Origin of the sequence: Mycobacterium sp. SMC-16, from assembly GCF_046250085.1 — a bacterium.
Lineage (GTDB): Bacteria > Actinomycetota > Actinomycetes > Mycobacteriales > Mycobacteriaceae > Mycobacterium > Mycobacterium phocaicum.
Genome location: NZ_CP176427.1, coordinates 3,192,502 through 3,208,075 on the forward strand (window position 1 = coordinate 3,192,502; position 15,574 = coordinate 3,208,075).

The 15,574-nt window shown below is 68.0% G+C and carries 15 protein-coding genes; 4 read left to right on the forward strand and 11 right to left on the reverse strand.

The window, feature by feature from the left end; translation table 11 throughout:
- Positions 1–186: 186 nt before the first annotated feature.
- Both ACJEIK_RS15330 and ACJEIK_RS15335 read left to right on the forward strand, forming a co-directional pair.
- Entirely contained in the window at positions 187–906 is a 720-nt protein-coding gene (locus ACJEIK_RS15330; RefSeq protein ID WP_138249201.1) for a TVP38/TMEM64 family protein, read from the forward strand.
- Positions 903–1,373, forward strand: coding sequence for a nitroreductase family deazaflavin-dependent oxidoreductase (locus tag ACJEIK_RS15335; protein WP_409429951.1), 471 nt, complete (start codon positions 903–905; stop codon positions 1,371–1,373). Before ACJEIK_RS15330 ends, ACJEIK_RS15335 begins: the two co-directional genes overlap by 4 nt.
- Here the strand turns inward: ACJEIK_RS15335 and ACJEIK_RS15340 are convergent.
- From ACJEIK_RS15340 to ACJEIK_RS15350, 3 genes are read right to left on the reverse strand one after another with little or no spacing between them, the layout of a single operon-like run.
- Positions 1,370–1,732 (reverse strand): DoxX family protein, encoded by a 363-nt coding sequence (locus ACJEIK_RS15340; protein WP_133427686.1) that lies wholly within the window; start codon positions 1,730–1,732, stop codon positions 1,370–1,372. The genes ACJEIK_RS15335 and ACJEIK_RS15340 overlap by 4 nt on opposite strands.
- A 2-nt stretch (positions 1,733–1,734) precedes the next feature.
- Entirely contained in the window at positions 1,735–2,922 is a 1,188-nt protein-coding gene (locus tag ACJEIK_RS15345; protein ID WP_061000845.1) for an SPFH domain-containing protein, read from the reverse strand.
- Between the two features lie 18 nt (positions 2,923–2,940).
- Positions 2,941–3,372: an NfeD family protein gene (locus tag ACJEIK_RS15350; protein WP_061000847.1), complete on the reverse strand. Its 432-nt coding sequence runs from the start codon at positions 3,370–3,372 to the stop codon at positions 2,941–2,943.
- Between the two features lie 59 nt (positions 3,373–3,431).
- Between ACJEIK_RS15350 and ACJEIK_RS15355 the strand changes: the two genes are divergently transcribed.
- Positions 3,432–4,268, forward strand: coding sequence for a hypothetical protein (locus tag ACJEIK_RS15355; RefSeq protein ID WP_138249199.1), 837 nt, complete (start codon positions 3,432–3,434; stop codon positions 4,266–4,268).
- Between the two features lie 182 nt (positions 4,269–4,450).
- Here the strand turns inward: ACJEIK_RS15355 and ACJEIK_RS15360 are convergent, their stop codons facing one another.
- The 8 genes from ACJEIK_RS15360 to ACJEIK_RS15395 all read right to left on the reverse strand — a co-directional run bounded on the left by ACJEIK_RS15360 (position 4,451) and on the right by ACJEIK_RS15395 (position 12,524).
- Positions 4,451–5,452 carry a ferrochelatase gene (locus ACJEIK_RS15360; protein ID WP_409429952.1) on the reverse strand — a complete coding sequence of 334 codons (1,002 nt, stop codon included), beginning with the start codon at positions 5,450–5,452 and terminating at the stop codon, positions 4,451–4,453.
- Between the two features lie 84 nt (positions 5,453–5,536).
- Entirely contained in the window at positions 5,537–6,346 is an 810-nt protein-coding gene (gene inhA / locus ACJEIK_RS15365; RefSeq protein WP_061000853.1) for an NADH-dependent enoyl-ACP reductase InhA, read from the reverse strand.
- 50 nt (positions 6,347–6,396) lie between these two features.
- Positions 6,397–7,149: a 3-oxoacyl-ACP reductase FabG1 gene (gene fabG1 / locus ACJEIK_RS15370; protein WP_409429953.1), complete on the reverse strand. Its 753-nt coding sequence runs from the start codon at positions 7,147–7,149 to the stop codon at positions 6,397–6,399.
- A 63-nt stretch (positions 7,150–7,212) separates the two neighbouring features.
- Positions 7,213–8,130 carry a DUF58 domain-containing protein gene (locus tag ACJEIK_RS15375; protein WP_029105019.1) on the reverse strand — a complete coding sequence of 306 codons (918 nt, stop codon included), beginning with the start codon at positions 8,128–8,130 and terminating at the stop codon, positions 7,213–7,215.
- Between the two features lie 53 nt (positions 8,131–8,183).
- Positions 8,184–9,332 (reverse strand): AAA family ATPase, encoded by a 1,149-nt coding sequence (locus tag ACJEIK_RS15380; RefSeq protein WP_064858071.1) that lies wholly within the window; start codon positions 9,330–9,332, stop codon positions 8,184–8,186.
- A 149-nt stretch (positions 9,333–9,481) separates the two neighbouring features.
- Complete coding sequence (gene ripB, locus ACJEIK_RS15385; RefSeq protein WP_064981214.1) at positions 9,482–10,204, reverse strand: NlpC/P60 family peptidoglycan endopeptidase RipB; 723 nt, start codon at positions 10,202–10,204, stop codon at positions 9,482–9,484.
- 16 nt (positions 10,205–10,220) lie between these two features.
- Positions 10,221–11,654, reverse strand: coding sequence for an NlpC/P60 family peptidoglycan endopeptidase RipA (gene ripA / locus ACJEIK_RS15390; RefSeq protein WP_409429954.1), 1,434 nt, complete (start codon positions 11,652–11,654; stop codon positions 10,221–10,223).
- A gap of 237 nt (positions 11,655–11,891) precedes the next feature.
- Positions 11,892–12,524: a DUF6676 family protein gene (locus ACJEIK_RS15395; protein ID WP_064858073.1), complete on the reverse strand. Its 633-nt coding sequence runs from the start codon at positions 12,522–12,524 to the stop codon at positions 11,892–11,894.
- A gap of 179 nt (positions 12,525–12,703) precedes the next feature.
- On the opposite strand from ACJEIK_RS15395, the gene acnA reads away from it, so the two are divergent.
- Positions 12,704–15,526: an aconitate hydratase AcnA gene (gene acnA, locus ACJEIK_RS15400; RefSeq protein ID WP_061000864.1), complete on the forward strand. Its 2,823-nt coding sequence runs from the start codon at positions 12,704–12,706 to the stop codon at positions 15,524–15,526.
- The last annotated feature ends 48 nt before the right edge of the window (positions 15,527–15,574 follow it).

Below are 15,574 nucleotides of genomic sequence, written 5' to 3' on the forward strand. Positions count from 1 at the left end.
ACTGCATGCAGAAATGCCTATCACACTTGATTTTCAGGCTAAATCACGCAGGTCGCTACTACCCAGTAGCTCCACCGCGCACCGGGCGCCCACGACTCTGACGGCAACCGGTCGGCGCAATCGACCGTCTCGTGGACCCGCTCCTGACAGCGATGATCGGGCGGTCGCCCCGTACCCTTGGAAAACGTGAACTCCGTTGTCAGCGCGCTGCGCACGGTCCTGTCTGCGGTGCAAGCCACTGCGGCGCAGATGCCGTTGCGACGGGCCGTGGGCATCGGAACGGCGATTGTGATTCTTGTCGCAATCGCCATCTGGGTGCCGTTGCCCAGCGCGGTACAGATGCGGGACTGGGCCGCCGCGGCCGGCCCGTGGTTCCCGCTGGCATTCCTGGTCGCACACACCGTCGTCACGGTGCTGCCGTTCCCCCGCACCGCCTTCACCCTCGCCGCGGGCCTGCTGTTCGGCTCCGCCCTCGGCGTCACGCTGGCCGTCATCGCCAGCACGCTGAGCGCGCTCATCGCGCTCTGGCTGGTCCGGGTGCTGGGCTGGCAGTTGAGCAAGCTCTCGCACAAGCACATCGACAGTCTCGACGCTCGGCTCAAGGAACGCGGGTGGGCGGCGATCCTGTCGATGCGCATGATCCCCGCGGTGCCGTTCTCGGTGCTCAACTACGCTGCCGGCGCCTCATCGGTCCGGGTGGTGCCGTATGCGTTCGCGACGTTCTTCGGGCTGCTGCCCGGCACCGCGGCCGTCGTCATCCTCGGCGACGCCCTCACCGGACAGATTCGGCCGTCGCTGCTGGTGGTGTCGGCCTGCACCGCGACCATCGGGATCTGCGGGCTGATCTACGAGATCCGGCTCCATCGCCGTGCGCACGCCGCCGCACTCGACAGCGTGGGCCCGTGACCGCAGTCGCCGGCCTCGGCGCCCGGATTCTGCGGAACCGCCACCTGGTGCGGGCGCCGATCTGGCTGTACCGCGCCCGACTGGGGGCGCTGCTGGGCCCGCGCATGCTGATGCTCGAACACCTCGGCCGCAGCTCCGGTCGGCGGCGCTACGTCGTCCTCGAAATCGTGGACCGACCGCGCGACGACTGCTTCGTGGTCGCCTCGGGTTTCGGGACCACGGCGCAGTGGTTCCGCAACGTCCGCGCCGAACCACAGGTCCGGGTCTGGATCGGCAGCCACGGCCCCGCACGTGCCACGGCACGCGTGCTCGAACAGGCCGAAGTCGACCGGACGCTCAGCGACTACCGGACCCGCCACCCCAAATACTGGGCGCAGTTCCGCCCGGTGCTCGAACAGACGCTGGGCCGGTCGATCGGCGACCGCGACGTCCCGCTGCCGATGGTCGAACTGCGGTTGCAGTCCTAACCTTCGCGCTCGGGCAGCCCCTTGGCCGTCATCGCGGTGAACAGCGCCAGGAACAGCACGGCCGGCGCGGCGTTCGCCGGCTTGTCGTGTGCCCTGACGTGCGCGCCGACGGCCAGCGTGAAGTACAGCGCCAGCATCGCGGTGGTCAGCCGGGCCAGCGCCGAATTGCGTTGTCCGGCAATCAGGCCCACAGCGGCCGCGGCCTTGGAGCCGACGAGAATCCAGCGGTACTCGAGCGGGAAGTGCACTCCGTTGAGCGCCTTCTCGATGGGTGCGACGGGCACGGCACACGCCGCGGCGTCACCGGCCATCAGCACCGCCAGGGCCGTGTAGGTCTTCGGGGAGGTCAGTGCGCTCATGGTCACCTCGAGTGTTGCCCGGCGGGCGGGTCGATTTCCGGGGTCTGCCGAGCCTCGAGCGGCTGCGTCTGCGGGGCGCCGTAACCCGGCTGCTGCACCGGCCGGCGGGCCTCGGCTTCGGCCTTCGCCACCGCTTGCGCGATGGCCGGGTCGGTCTGAGTGGAGAACCAGTCGGCGACCTCGTCGGCGTCGTCGTCGGCCCCCGCGGGCGTCGGCTCGACGGGCGACGGCGTGTAACGGAACACCCCGTCCTCGCCCGGTGCCCCGAGCAGTTTGGTGAAACCCTGTAGCGCGGAACCGAAGTCGCTGGGCACCACCCACACCTTGTTGGCCTCGCCCTTGGCCATCTGCGGCAGGGTCTGCAGGTACTGGTAGGCCAGCAGCTCGGGCGTGGGGCGGCCGGCCTTGATGGCCGCGAACGTCTTCTCGATGGCCTTGGCCTGCCCCTGGGCGTTCAGGTACTGGGCGGCGCGTTCACCCTGCGCCCGCAGGATGCGGGACTGCCGGTCCGCCTCGGCGGCCAGGATCGCCGCCTGCTTGGCGCCCTCGGCCGCCAGAATCTGCGACTGCTTCTGGCCCTCGGCCTGCTTGATCGACGCCTCCCGGGTGCCCTCGGCGGTCAGGATCATGGCGCGCTTCTCGCGGTCGGCGCGCATCTGCTTCTCCATCGAGTCCTGGATGGACGGCGGCGGATCGATGCTGCGCAGTTCGACGCGCGCGACGCGTAGGCCCCACCGGCCGGTGGCCTCGTCGAGCACGCCGCGCAGCTGGGCGTTGATCTGATCACGTGAGGTCAGCGTCTGCTCCAGCGTCATGCCGCCGACGACGTTGCGCAGCGTCGTGGTGGTCAACTGCTCGACGCCGACGATGTAGTTGCTGATCTGGTACACCGCGGCCTGCGGGCTGGTCACCTGGAAGTAGACGACGGTGTCGATGTTGACCGTCAGGTTGTCCTCGGTGATCACCGGCTGCGGCGGGAACGACACCACCCGCTCACGCAGATCCACGCGGGCCCGGATCTTGTCGATGAACGGCAGCAGCAGCGTCAGCTGCCCCGAGACGGTCTTGCTGTAGCGGCCCAGCCGCTCGATGACGGCCGCTTCCGCCTGCGGGATCAGCGCCACCGATTTGACCACCACCACGATGGCAAACGCCACCAGGATCAGCAGAAGGACAAGTGCACCAGTCAATTTCAGCTCCCCTTGCGTTCAGATGGCCCGGAAGACCACCGCGGTCGCGCCGTCGATCCGCATCACGGTGACGTGATCGCCGGGCTCGAAGACATCGTCGTCGGCCATCGGGCGCGCCGTCCAGATTTCGCCGTCGAGTTTTACCTGCCCTTCATGGCGGGTCACCCGTTCCAGCACCAGCGCCGACTTGCCTTCCAGGGCCTTCACCGGTTCGGGCAGGCCCGCAGCACCCAGCCGTTTGCGCAGCGCCGGCCGCACCAGGACCAGCAGCAGCACCGACACGATGAGGAAGGAGACGCCGTCGGCCCAGATGGGCCAGTCGGTGGCCCAGCTCAGACCTGCTGTCGCCAGGGCACCGCCGGACAGCATGAGCAGGAACATGTCACCGGTCAGCGCTTCGGCACCGGCAAGCCCGATCGCCACGATGAGCCACAGCAACGGCACCGGCATGCGACCAGAGTAGCGCCTTGCAGGCTTAATCGGCCGGAGCGTTTTACACTGCGTGCATCATGTGGTGTCCAAGTGTTTCGCTGACGGTGTGGGCCAATGCCTGGCATGCCGGCCTGGCCGCACCCGACGATGTCCTCGATGCGCTATCGCCGTGGGCGCCAAGGCATTCCATCGCCGCGTACGACGCCGTGGCGGCCAGCCGCACGGGCCTGCCGTGGCCCGACCTGACCAACTACGGCGGCGTCACGTTGCTGCAGACGCTGCGGCACGCGGCCGGCGCCGCGCGCTCGGAGCCGGCACTGAACCTGGTACTGCCCGTACCCGGGGACGTCCGGGGCCTGACCCCGGGTACCCAGTTCCAGCAGGACGCCGTCGACGTGGGCGAAGCCGTCGTCGTCACCTCCAACTACGGCGAGGCCGTCGGGCTGGTCCCCGATTTCGAATACGAGGACGACACCGACGACGCCGAGGTCAAGGCCCTGTCGTGGACGGTGTACTCACTGCCCAGCGCACCCGTGGCCGGGCACTTCGACCTCGGCGAAGAGGAGTACCGGCTGCGTGACGCGGTCCGGTCCGCGGCCGACGCCCTCGGCCGCCTGCGTGCCGAACCCGGTTCGGACATCGAGGATCCGCGCGAGATGGTCGAGCAGCTGCTCGAGGCCGGGCATCTGCACAAACTGCCGGACCACGCCCCCACCCGTGCGGTGCGGGTACTCGAGACCGCGGCCCACATCGACGCGATCATCACGGTCAGCGCCGGGCTGGCGCCCATCGGCCTGCAGAGCGCCTCGGAGATGCAGATCGCCACCGAGGCCATGCGGCCGCTGACCGACATCGTGCGGTCCGCCCGCCTGGCCGCCGTGACGGCGATCCTGCACTCCGCCTGGGAGCGCTAGGCGTCCCCTACTGGCACCGGCCGTGGCCGCGGCGTGTCGCCGGAAATCATGTGCATCGACTGTGCGCCGTCGCTGAATTTGTTCGAGAACCGAACAGCCACTGCGCACAATCAATTCGGCTCAAGTTGACCTACGCCGAGCGTGGGCCCTCGCACAGTTTCATGTCAGTTCGCGAGAGAAACTCACGAGCCGGGACACTGCGGCGAGCAGGGTGCGCCGTTGATGCTGCAGCCGTAACCGGGCACGGGATCGTCACCGTCTACCCGAGCCGGCTCGGCGCTCGTGCGCAACTCCTCGATCAGCGCTGCCGCCAGCTTCGCGTAACGCCGGTCGGCATTGGGAGTTGCGGTGCGCACCAACGTGATTCCGGCCTCGGCGGCCTGTTGGGCGAGCTCGTTGTCCAGGTCCCACACCACCTCGATGTGGTCGGCGACGAATCCGATGGGACATACCACGACAGCGCTGGCGCCCGCGTCCCCGAGCGCGGCGAGATGGTCGCCGACGTCCGGTTCCAGCCACGGCACCTGTGGCGGGCCGGACCGAGACTGCCACACCAGGTCGTAGTCGCCCACTCCGACGGCCTGAGCGACCAGACGCGCCGCATACGCCACCTGCCGGCTGTACAGCCGCGGTCCGTACCGTTCGTCGGCGGCCAGCGGTATGGAGTGCGCCGTGAACACCAGGCGCGCGCCCGAAGGCGCGGCATGCAAGGCCTGCGAGACGAATTCGGCGTACATCTCGACGAAAAGCGGATGGTCGAAGTACTGCCTCACCTTCACCAGCTCCGGCGCCTGCGGTCCCGCCGCAGCCCTGCCGCGGGCGATGTCCTCGACATATTGCCGACAGCTCGAGTAGCCGCCCCACGCCGACGTCGTGAACACCGCTGCCCGGCGAACTCCGTTGTCCCGCATGGCGATGACGGTGTCCTCGACGTACGGCTCCCAGTTGCGGTTGCCGAAATACACCGGCAGATCCGGCATCGCCGCCTCAAGCTCCGAGATCAACGCGCGGTTGATGCCGTTGATCGGCGACACGCCACCGAAATGCAGGTAGTGCTCGGCCACTTCGTCGAGCCGCGCCGGCGGGATGTTGCGTCCACGGGTGACGTTCTCCAGGAACGGGCGGACGTCCTCCGGACCCTCGGGTCCGCCGAACGACAACAGCATCAGTGCGTCGAAATCCACGGGTTTGTCCCCTCCTCAGACGCGAAACGGCGTCCCGGCAGTCGAAACCTGCTGGAACGCCGTTTCGGCGGAAAACAAATCGAATCAGAGCAGCTGGGTGCTTGCGCCACCGTCGGCGTAGATGATCGAGCCGGTGGTCGCGGGCAACCATTCGGACAGCAGCGCACACACGGTCTTGGCGACCGGCGTCGGGTCCTTCATGTTCCAGCCGATCGGCGCACGCTGGTCCCAGCCCTCTTCGAGCAGCTGCATCTGCTGGCCGGCCTCGTCGCCCAGCGCGCCGCCGACGATGGCGCTCATGGCCAGGGTCCGGATGGGGCCTGCCGCAACGAGATTGGAGCGCACGCCGTACTTGCCCGCTTCGCGCGCGACGAACCGGTTGACCGACTCGAGCGCGCTCTTGGCGACCGTCATCCAGTTGTAGGCGGGCATGGCGCGGGTCGGGTCGAAGTCCATGCCGACGATGCCGCCGCCTTCGTTCATGATCGGCAGCAGCGCCTTGGCCAGCGAGGCGTACGAGTAGGCCGAGATGTGGATGCCCTTGGCGACGTCCTCGTAGGGCGCGTCGAAGAACGGGTTGATGCCCATGCCGCTCTGCGGCATGAAGCCGATGGAGTGGACGACGCCGTCGAGCTTGTTGCCCGCGCCGATCACCTCGGTGACACGCTCACCGAGCGAGGCCAGGTGCTCCTCGTTCTGCACGTCGAGCTCCAGCAGCGGTGCCGGGTTGGGCAGCCGGTCGGCGATGCGCTGGATGAGCTTCATCCGGTCGAAGCCGGTGAGCACCAGCTCGGCGCCCTGCTCCTGGGCGACCTTCGCGATGTGGAACGCGATGGACGAGTCGGTGATGATCCCGGTGACCAGGATCCGCTTGCCTTCGAGCAAACCTGCCATTGTGCTGACTCCTTTTAAACGAAAGTTCGGGTAAGCCAAAGAGTTTCGGGTCAGTGACCCATGCCCATGCCGCCATCGACCGGGATGACCGCACCGGCGATGTAGCCGGCGTCCTCGGAGGCCAGGAAGCTCACCGCACCGGCGACGTCTTCGGCGGTGCCGACGCGCTTGGCCGGGATGAACTCCAGCGCGCCTTCCTGGATGCGCTCGTCGAGGGCCCGCGTCATCTCGGTGTCGATGTAACCGGGGGCGACGACGTTGGCGGTGACGCCGGCCTTGGAGAGCTCGCGCGAGATGGAGCGCGCCATGCCGATCAGGCCGGCCTTTGCGGCGGCGTAGTTGGCCTGGTTGCCGATGCCCCACATGCCCGAGACCGAGCCGATGTAGATGATGCGGCCGAAACGCTTGCGCTGCATGCTGCGTGACGCGCGCTGCGTCACCCGGAACGCGCCGGTGAGGTTGGCGTTGATGACCTCGGTGAACCGCTCCTCGGTCATGCGCATCAGGAACGCGTCCTTCGAGATGCCGGCGTTGGACACCAGCACCTCGACCGGGCCCTGGTGCTCCTCGACCTCTTTGAACGCGCGGTCGATGGCCTCGGTGTCGGTGACGTCACACTCGACGCCGAACAGACCCTCGGGGGCACCGGAACCGCGGTGGGTCACCGCGACCTTGTGTCCGTCCGCGGCCAGGCGCTGCGCGATGGCCAGGCCGATACCCCGGTTACCACCGGTGACCAGCACGGAACGGGAAACGAAGGCCGGACGGCCGGGAGCAGCCTCAGTGGCAGCACTGTCACTCATGCTGGTCAACTTATCGCCTCGGCCGGTGCACGCCTAAATCGGCACGCCCGGAACGGTTGACAGCTACCGGGCCGCCATGGCGCCGCGGCGACGGTTCGCCACGAACCGGACGACGTCGGCGATCCAGTCGCGGTCGGTGCGCAGCGTCAGCAGCGGGGCATCACATCGACGCAGCGTGCGGGCCACTTCGTCGCGGTGCGCCTGGGCGGCGCGGGCGAAGTCGTCCCGAAGTTGCTCGTCGATGGTGAATTCCTTGGTGATGCCGGACTCGGCGTCCTGCAACACCACGTCCCCGACCGCCGGCAGCTCCACGTCACGCGGGTCGATGATCTCGATGCCCAGCACCTCGTGCCGGCCCGCGATGGCCCGCAGCGGGCGCATCCAGTTGATCGGGCCGAGGAAGTCACTGATGATCACCGCCATGCCGCGGCGCCGCTCCGGGCGGCGCAGGGCGTCGATGGCCGCGGCCAGGTCACCGCGGACCCCCGCCGGGGCCTTGGGTGTGGTGGCGATGGCGCGCAGCAGCTCCTGCTCGTGCAGCCGGCCGGAGAGTGCGGGTACCCGGCGGACGGTGTCGCCGTTCGAGATGACGGCGCCCAGCCGGTTGCCGCCGCCGCTGTTGAGGAACGCGATGGAGGCCGCCGCGGCGACCGCCAGATCACGCTTCTCACAGCCCGCGGTGCCGAAATCCAGGCTCGCCGACATGTCGACGACGAGCCAGGTCTCCAGCTCCCGGTCCGCGATCATCTGCCGCACGTGCGGGTGCGTCGTGCGGGCCGTGACGGACCAGTCCATCCGGCGGACGTCGTCGCCGGGCTGGTAGAGCCGCGACTCCCCCGGCTCCGAGCCGGGCCCGGGGATCAGGCCCTGGTGGTCGCCGTGGAGGACACCGTCCAGCTTGCGCCGGACGGTGAGCTCCAGCTTGCGCAGTGCGGCCGACAGTTCGGGATCCCGAATCTGGCCGCGCTGCAGTGACGGCAGATCGACGGACCGGCCGGTCTGTGGCGAAGCCGAACGATCAGACCCGGAGGCGGTCACCGACCAGAGACCCCAGCTGCGCCGGCCATCACGGGCGGAACCGAATGTCCTTGCTGCGGAATGGCATTCACCTGCGGCAGCGCGACAGTCTGCAGGATGCGGTTGACGACGGTCTCGGCGGAGATCTCGTCGGCGAGCGCGTCGTAGGTGAGCACGAGGCGGTGCCGCAGCACATCCGGGATGACCTCGACGACGTCCTGCGGGATGACGTAGTCGCGGCCGCGCACCAGCGCGAGCGCACGCGAGGCGCTGATGATGCCGAGCGAGGCACGCGGCGAGGCGCCGTAGGCGATCCACGCCTTGGCGTCGGGCATGCCGAACTTCTCCGGCTCACGAGTGGCGGTCACGATGCGGACCACGTAGTCGACGAGGGCGTGGTGCACGAAGGTGTTGGCGGCCACGTCCTGCAGGCGCAGCAGGTCCTCGGTGGTGAGGATCTGCTTGGGCTCCGGCGGCTTGACGCCCATCCGGTAGATGATCTCGCGCTCTTCCTCGGGCGACGGATAGCCGACGTTGAGCTTGAACAGGAAGCGGTCGCGCTGCGCCTCGGGCAGCTGGTACACGCCCTCCTGCTCGATCGGGTTCTGGGTCGCCATGACCAGGAAGGGGCTGGGCAGCGGGAAGGTCTTGCCGCCGATGGAGATCTTGCGTTCGGCCATGACCTCCAGCAGCGCCGACTGCACCTTGGCGGGCGCGCGGTTGATCTCGTCGGCGAGCAGGAAGTTCACCATGACCGGGCCGAGCTCGATGTCGAACTCTTCCTTGCCGACGCGGTAGATGCGGGTACCGACGATGTCGGTGGGCACCAGGTCAGGGGTGAACTGGATACGGGCGAACGAGCCGCCGACGACCTTGGCGAAGGTCTCGACGGCGAGGGTCTTGGCGACACCCGGCACACCTTCGAGCAGGACGTGGCCCTTGGCCAGCAGGCCGACCAGCATCCGCTCGACCAGCTGGTCCTGGCCGACGATGATCCGCTTGACCTCGAAGATGGCGCGCTCGAGGGTGTGCACCTCGGACTGCAACGACGCGCTGACGGGCTGCTGCGCGGCGGGGGCGGCGTGCGCCCCGGGCGGGTAACCCTGCGTGGGTGCCGGGCCTGGGTAGCCTCCGGCGCCGTCGGGCGGCCCACTCGGTGACGTCATCTAGCTTCCTCCCACAATTGTTTCGGCCGGGTGTCCGGCACAAAATCGCTGGTCTAGCGGGTAGCCGCCAATATAGCGGCGCGCCCGGACTCAACTATTCCAGGCGGCTGCGTATCCGTCGACGTTGCCACGACGGACTTAGGTGATTATCAGGTCTCGATGATGCGCGACAGGTGCGGCGACATGCCGGCCGTCCGGACCGGACTGACCGTCACCTTGCCGGCACTGCCGGACGCCTCGAGCATCTTTCCGTTGCCGAGGTAGATCGTGACGTGCTGGCTGCCGCCCGGGCCGTAGAAGATCAGGTCGCCACGCTTGGCCTGTGACGGCGGGATCGCGCGGCCGGTGTTGTACTGGTCGCCCGAGTACTTGGGAATCTGGACGCCGACGCCGGCGTAGGCGTAGCGCGTGAAACCCGAACAGTCGTAGCCGATCTTGCCGGCGTCGTAGTCGACGCCGGGACCCGGACCGGTCAGGGTGCCGCCACCCCACGAGTACGGGACACCCATCTGGGAGCCGCCGCGCCGGATGACGTATTCGATGGCCTGCTTCCCGCCGACCCGGCCGCCGGGCATCATCGTGGCGCTGCCGCCGCCACCGCCGCTGGGCTTGCCGCCCAGGCCGAGGCTGGACAGGAAGCTCTGGCCGAGGTTCTGGGTGGTCTGCAGGGCGAGCTGGCTGGCCTGGAAGGTCGCGTTGGCGATGGCCACCGGGTCACCGGGGGCGCCGGAGCTGGCCCGCATGGGCAGTGTCGGGTCCCACCCGCCGTCGGGCTCGGCAACTGCACTCGGCGCAGGCCCGAACGCGAGCGCCAGCGCCAGCGCGCCCACGCCCGCGAGGAGGTCTCTCCGGTGAAATTCCTTGCCCTGCAATGCAATAACCCCTGTATCAGTATTCGATGTAGCGGATCACGTACGGCGTCATGCCGCTGGTTCGCACCGGCGACACCTTGACGTTGGAACCGGTGTAGGGCGCTTCGAGCATCTGCCCGTTGCCGAGGTACAGGGTCACGTGCTGGCTGCCACCCGGGCCGTAGAAGATGACGTCCCCGCGGCGGGCCTGCGAGGTCGGGATCTTGCGGCCCGCCTCATATTGGTTGCCGGAGTAGTGCGGCAGTTTGATGCCGACTCCGGCGAAGGCGTAGAGGATCAGACCCGAGCAGTCGAAGCCGACGGTGCCAGCACCCGAGTCGATGCCCGTGCTGGGACCGGCGGCGGTGCCGCCGCCCCAGGAGTACGGGACGCCGATCTGCGACATGGCGCGCTTGATCACGTATTCCGAGGCCTGCTTGCCGTAGACGCGCGGGATGGCGCCGTTGGTGTAGCCCGACTTGGTGACGGTGGCGGGCACCAGGCCGAGTTTCTGCAGGAAGCTGTGGCCCATCTGCTGGGTGACCTGCGCCGACGTCGCGGTCATGCCGAGCACGTTGTTGATGACGGCGATCGGGTCACCGGGGATGTTGGCGCTCGGGATCTTGGGCAGGGTGGGGTCCCAGCCGCCGTCGTCCCACTTGCGGGGGCCGGCCGCGGCGGGCGCGCCGTCCCAGTTGGCGGCATACCGGCCGGGGTCGGCCGCGGGAGTTCCGGACGCGGGGGCGCTCGCCGCCCATTGCGTGCGCGCCGCGCTGAGCTTGGCCTGCGCCGCGTCGCGCTGGCTGACCAGCTGGTCCAGCTGCGTCTGCTGGTCGGCGAACGTGGTCCGGGCGTCGGTCAGGGCCCTGACGGCGTCGTCCTGCCTGGCCTGGGCATCTTTGACGGCCTGGTCGGCCTTCTGCTTCGCGAGCCGGGCCGCGGATTCGCGGTTGGCCAGTTCGGTCCGGGTGCGCTGCAGGTCGGCGATGGCCTCCTGCGAGCTGATGGTCAGCGCCTGGCCGGTGGCGGCGGTGTTGATCATCTCGCCGGGATCGGTCGCGGTCAGGTAATTGACCGAGGGCCCGTTGATGTAGGCGGCCTCGGCGTACTTGTCGAAATGCGCCTGGGCGGCCGCGATGGCCGCATTCGCGTCCTTGAGTCCGCTCTGGCTGGTGTCGATCTCCTGCTGTGCCGTCGCGGCGTTGTCGCGGGCGGTCTGCACGTCGGCGATGGCCTTGTTGACCGATTCCTGCCGGGTCTGGATGGCGGCGCCGAGGTCCTGCAGCTTCTGGTTGGCGTTGGCGAGATCCGTTACCAGGGATGCGATCTCACTGCCGCCGGGTTGGGCCGACGCGATACCGGATGCGAACACGGACGCGGTCATGACACCGAATACCAGTGACCCGGTACCGACGCGACTGCCCAGCCGGGTGGCCAGCCCACCGGTGAAGGGGCGAATGCTGCGTCCCATTGACTCAGGTCTCCTAAGGCTCCAGCGCGCTGGTGCCCGCGTAAGGCAGAAGCGGGCTCGATCCGTTGGTCCCGTAAGTCGCAGAAATCACAATTAATCACAACTGCAACATGCGGTACCAACTGCACCGTACGTCACAGGTTGCACAAATGAAACGTTGATAACAAACCACACCGTTGTAATTGAAAAAGGTGTGACCGAATAGTGATATTCGAATTCGCGGCGGCCCGCGCCCAGCTACTGAGATGCGGGCGCGACGGCGTCCTGCGGCGCGGCCGCGGCGGCCGACTTTCGGGCGCGGACCTGCAGGAACCGGGTACCCACAGCAGCTGCTACCACCCCGAGGATGACCACCAGGGTGAACGACGTCCAGGGAAATATCGGCGTTTCCAGCTGACTCACAAAATTCTTCGAGTTCTGCACAACGCTCGGCGTCTTCGCGAGGTCCTGACCGGCTTCCAACAGCGACCGGTCATAAGTCGGGCTGACCGAGCCGGCGAAACCCGGACTGAGGGTCAGCACCGTCGACTCGGGATACACATGGCCGACGTCCGCGGCGATGTCACGCAACGGGGTGTCGATACCCGGACTCGTGGGCAACACCACGATCTTGAGGTCGATGCCCTTGGCGTGCGCGTCGGCGACAACCTGACGCAACGCGGCGGCCTCCTGCGCGGCCTCGGCGGCCTGCTTCGCCTCCTGCGGCGTGGCCGGCGCCTTCGCCGGCGGCGCGATGCCCGGCGCACTGACCCCACCGTCACGCACCTGTGTGATCACCGTCGCCATGCACACGTCGACGGGCGTCTTGGCCGGATCCTGACCGACCGTCGCGCACACGTCCGGCGGAATGAACGCCGGCAGAAACGGCATCGCCGCAAAAGTTGTCACGCGGCAAACGGTACTGGAATTTCGCCGAACTCCCTGACGGCACACCCACAACCCGACAAGACTGTAGCCACCCCCTGGGCGCTCATAGGACAAGCGTACTGTTAGGGTAGCAACGCGCCGCTGACACAGCCCGTCGCGGCGAGATCTAGCAGGGAGTTGATGTGAGCAGCAATTCATTTGGAGCCCGTGACACGCTCGTTGTCGGGGAAAACAGCTACGAGATTTTCCGCCTCGACGCGGTTCCGGGTACCGAGAAGCTTCCCTACAGCCTCAAGGTGCTTGCGGAGAACCTGCTGCGCACCGAAGACGGCGCCAACATCACCAAGGACCACATCCTGGCCCTGGCCAACTGGGATCCGTCGGCCGAGCCGAGCATCGAAATCCAGTTCACCCCCGCCCGCGTGATCATGCAGGACTTCACCGGCGTGCCCTGCGTCGTCGACCTGGCCACCATGCGTGAGGCCGTCACCGCCCTCGGCGGCGACCCCAACAAGGTCAACCCGCTCTCTCCCGCCGAGATGGTCATCGACCACTCCGTCATCCTCGACGTGTTCGGCACCGCCGACGCCTACGAGAAGAACGTCGCCCTCGAGTACGAGCGCAACGCCGAGCGTTATCAGTTCCTGCGCTGGGGCCAGGGCGCCTTCGACGACTTCAAGGTCGTCCCGCCGGGCACCGGCATCGTCCACCAGGTCAACATCGAGTACCTCGCCCGCACCGTGATGGTCCGCAACGGCCAGGCCTACCCCGACACCTGTGTGGGTACCGACAGCCACACCACCATGGAGAACGGCCTGGGCGTGCTGGGCTGGGGCGTCGGCGGTATCGAGGCCGAGGCCGCCATGCTGGGCCAGCCCGTCTCGATGCTGATCCCCCGCGTCGTCGGCTTCAAGCTGACCGGTGAAATCCAGCCGGGCGTGACCGCCACCGACGTGGTGCTGACCGTCACCGACATGCTGCGCAAGCACGGCGTCGTCGGCAAGTTCGTCGAGTTCTACGGCAAGGGCGTCGCCGAGGTGCCGCTGGCCAACCGCGCCACGCTGGGCAACATGAGCCCCGAGTTCGGCTCGACCTGTGCGATCTTCCCGATCGACGAAGAGACCATCAACTACCTGCGCCTGACCGGCCGCACCGACGAGCAGCTGGCGCTGGTCGAGGCCTACGCCAAGACCCAGGGCATGTGGCACGACGCCGACCGCGAGCCGGCCTTCTCGGAGTACCTCGAGCTGGACCTGTCGACGGTCGTGCCGTCGATCGCCGGCCCGAAGCGCCCGCAGGACCGAATCCTGTTGTCGGAGAGCAAGATCGCCTTCCGCAAGGACATCCACAACTACGTGGAGGAGCAGCACCCGGCCGACCACACCAAGCTCGACGAGGCCGTCGAGGAGTCGTTCCCGGCTTCCGACCCTGCCGCCCTGTCCTTCGCGGACGACGGCGCCGTCGACGTCCAGTCCGCCGCCAACGGCTCCGAGGGCCGCCCGAGCAAGCCCATCCGCGTCAAGGGCGAGCGCGGCGAGTTCATCCTCGACCACGGCGCCGTCGCGGTCGCGGGTATCACCTCCTGCACCAACACCTCCAACCCGTCGGTCATGATCGGTGCCGCCCTGCTGGCCCGCAACGCCGTCGAGAAGGGCCTGTCCAGCAAGCCGTGGGTCAAGACCAACATGGCCCCGGGCTCGCAGGTCGTCACCGACTACTACGAGAAGGCCGGCCTGTGGCCCTACCTGGAGAAGCTGGGCTTCTACCTGGGTGGCTACGGCTGCACCACGTGCATCGGCAACACCGGCCCGCTGCCGGAGGAGATCTCCAAGGCCGTCAACGAAGAGGACCTGACCGTCACCGCGGTGCTGTCGGGTAACCGCAACTTCGAGGGCCGCATCTCCCCCGACGTCAAGATGAACTACCTGGCCTCGCCGCCGCTGGTCATCGCCTACGCCCTCGCCGGCACCATGGACTTCGACTTCGAGACGGACTCCCTGGGCAAGGACACCGACGGCAACGACGTCTTCCTGCGCGACATCTGGCCGTCGGCCCAGGAGATCGACGACACCATCAAGAGCGCCATCAGCCAGGACATGTTCCGCAAGTCCTACGCCGACGTGTTCAAGGGCGACGACAACTGGCGCAACCTGCCGACCCCGGACGGCGACACCTTCGCCTGGGACGACGCCTCGACCTACGTCCGCAAGGCGCCGTACTTCGACGGCATGGAGATGGAGCCCGCGCCCGTCACGGACATCAAGGGCGCCCGCGTCATGGCGCTGCTGGGTGACTCGGTGACCACCGACCACATCAGCCCGGCCGGCCCGATCAAGCCGGGTACCCCGGCCGCGGACTACCTGGACGCGCACGGTGTGGCCCGCAAGGACTACAACTCGCTGGGCAGCCGTCGTGGCAACCACGAGGTCATGGTCCGCGGCACCTTCGCCAACATCCGCCTGCAGAACCGCATCCTGGACACCATCGGCCTCGAGGGCACGCAGGGTGGCTACACCCGCGACTTCACCCAGGAGGGTGGCCCGCAGGAGTTCATCTACAACGCGTGCATGAACTACCAGAAGGCCGGCATCCCGCTGGTCGTGCTGGGCGGCAAGGAATACGGTTCGGGCTCCTCGCGTGACTGGGCCGCCAAGGGCACCACGCTGCTGGGCGTCAAGGCCGTCATCACCGAGTCGTTCGAGCGCATCCACCGGTCGAACCTGATCGGCATGGGCGTCATCCCGCTGCAGTTCCCGGCCGGCGAGAGCGCCAAGTCGCTGGGCCTGGACGGCACCGAGACCTTCGACATCACCGGCATCGAGGAGCTCAACGCCGGCAAGACGCCGAAGACGGTGCACGTCTCCGCCACCAAGGAGGACGGCACCAAGGTCGAGTTCGAGGCCGTGGTCCGGATCGACACCCCCGGTGAGGCCGACTACTACCGCAACGGCGGCATCCTGCAGTACGTGCTGCGCAACATGCTGCGGTCGGGTAGCGAGGCCTGACAACTGGCTGATTCGGTTGGGCAGCCTCCGGGCTGCCCAACCGAACGC

Coding starts and splice junctions, on each gene's coding strand:
- ripA (WP_409429954.1), bottom strand. CDS start 11,654: ATGGGACGCAGCATTCGCCCCTTCACCGGTGGGCTGGCCACCCGGCTG.
- ACJEIK_RS15395 (WP_064858073.1), bottom strand. CDS start 12,524: ATGCCGTTTCTGCCGGCGTTCATTCCGCCGGACGTGTGCGCGACGGTC.
- ACJEIK_RS15340 (WP_133427686.1), bottom strand. CDS start 1,732: ATGAGCGCACTGACCTCCCCGAAGACCTACACGGCCCTGGCGGTGCTG.
- fabG1 (WP_409429953.1), bottom strand. CDS start 7,149: ATGAGTGACAGTGCTGCCACTGAGGCTGCTCCCGGCCGTCCGGCCTTC.
- ACJEIK_RS15380 (WP_064858071.1), bottom strand. CDS start 9,332: ATGACGTCACCGAGTGGGCCGCCCGACGGCGCCGGAGGCTACCCAGGC.
- inhA (WP_061000853.1), bottom strand. CDS start 6,346: ATGGCAGGTTTGCTCGAAGGCAAGCGGATCCTGGTCACCGGGATCATC.
- ACJEIK_RS15350 (WP_061000847.1), bottom strand. CDS start 3,372: ATGCCGGTGCCGTTGCTGTGGCTCATCGTGGCGATCGGGCTTGCCGGT.
- ACJEIK_RS15355 (WP_138249199.1), top strand. CDS start 3,432: ATGTGGTGTCCAAGTGTTTCGCTGACGGTGTGGGCCAATGCCTGGCAT.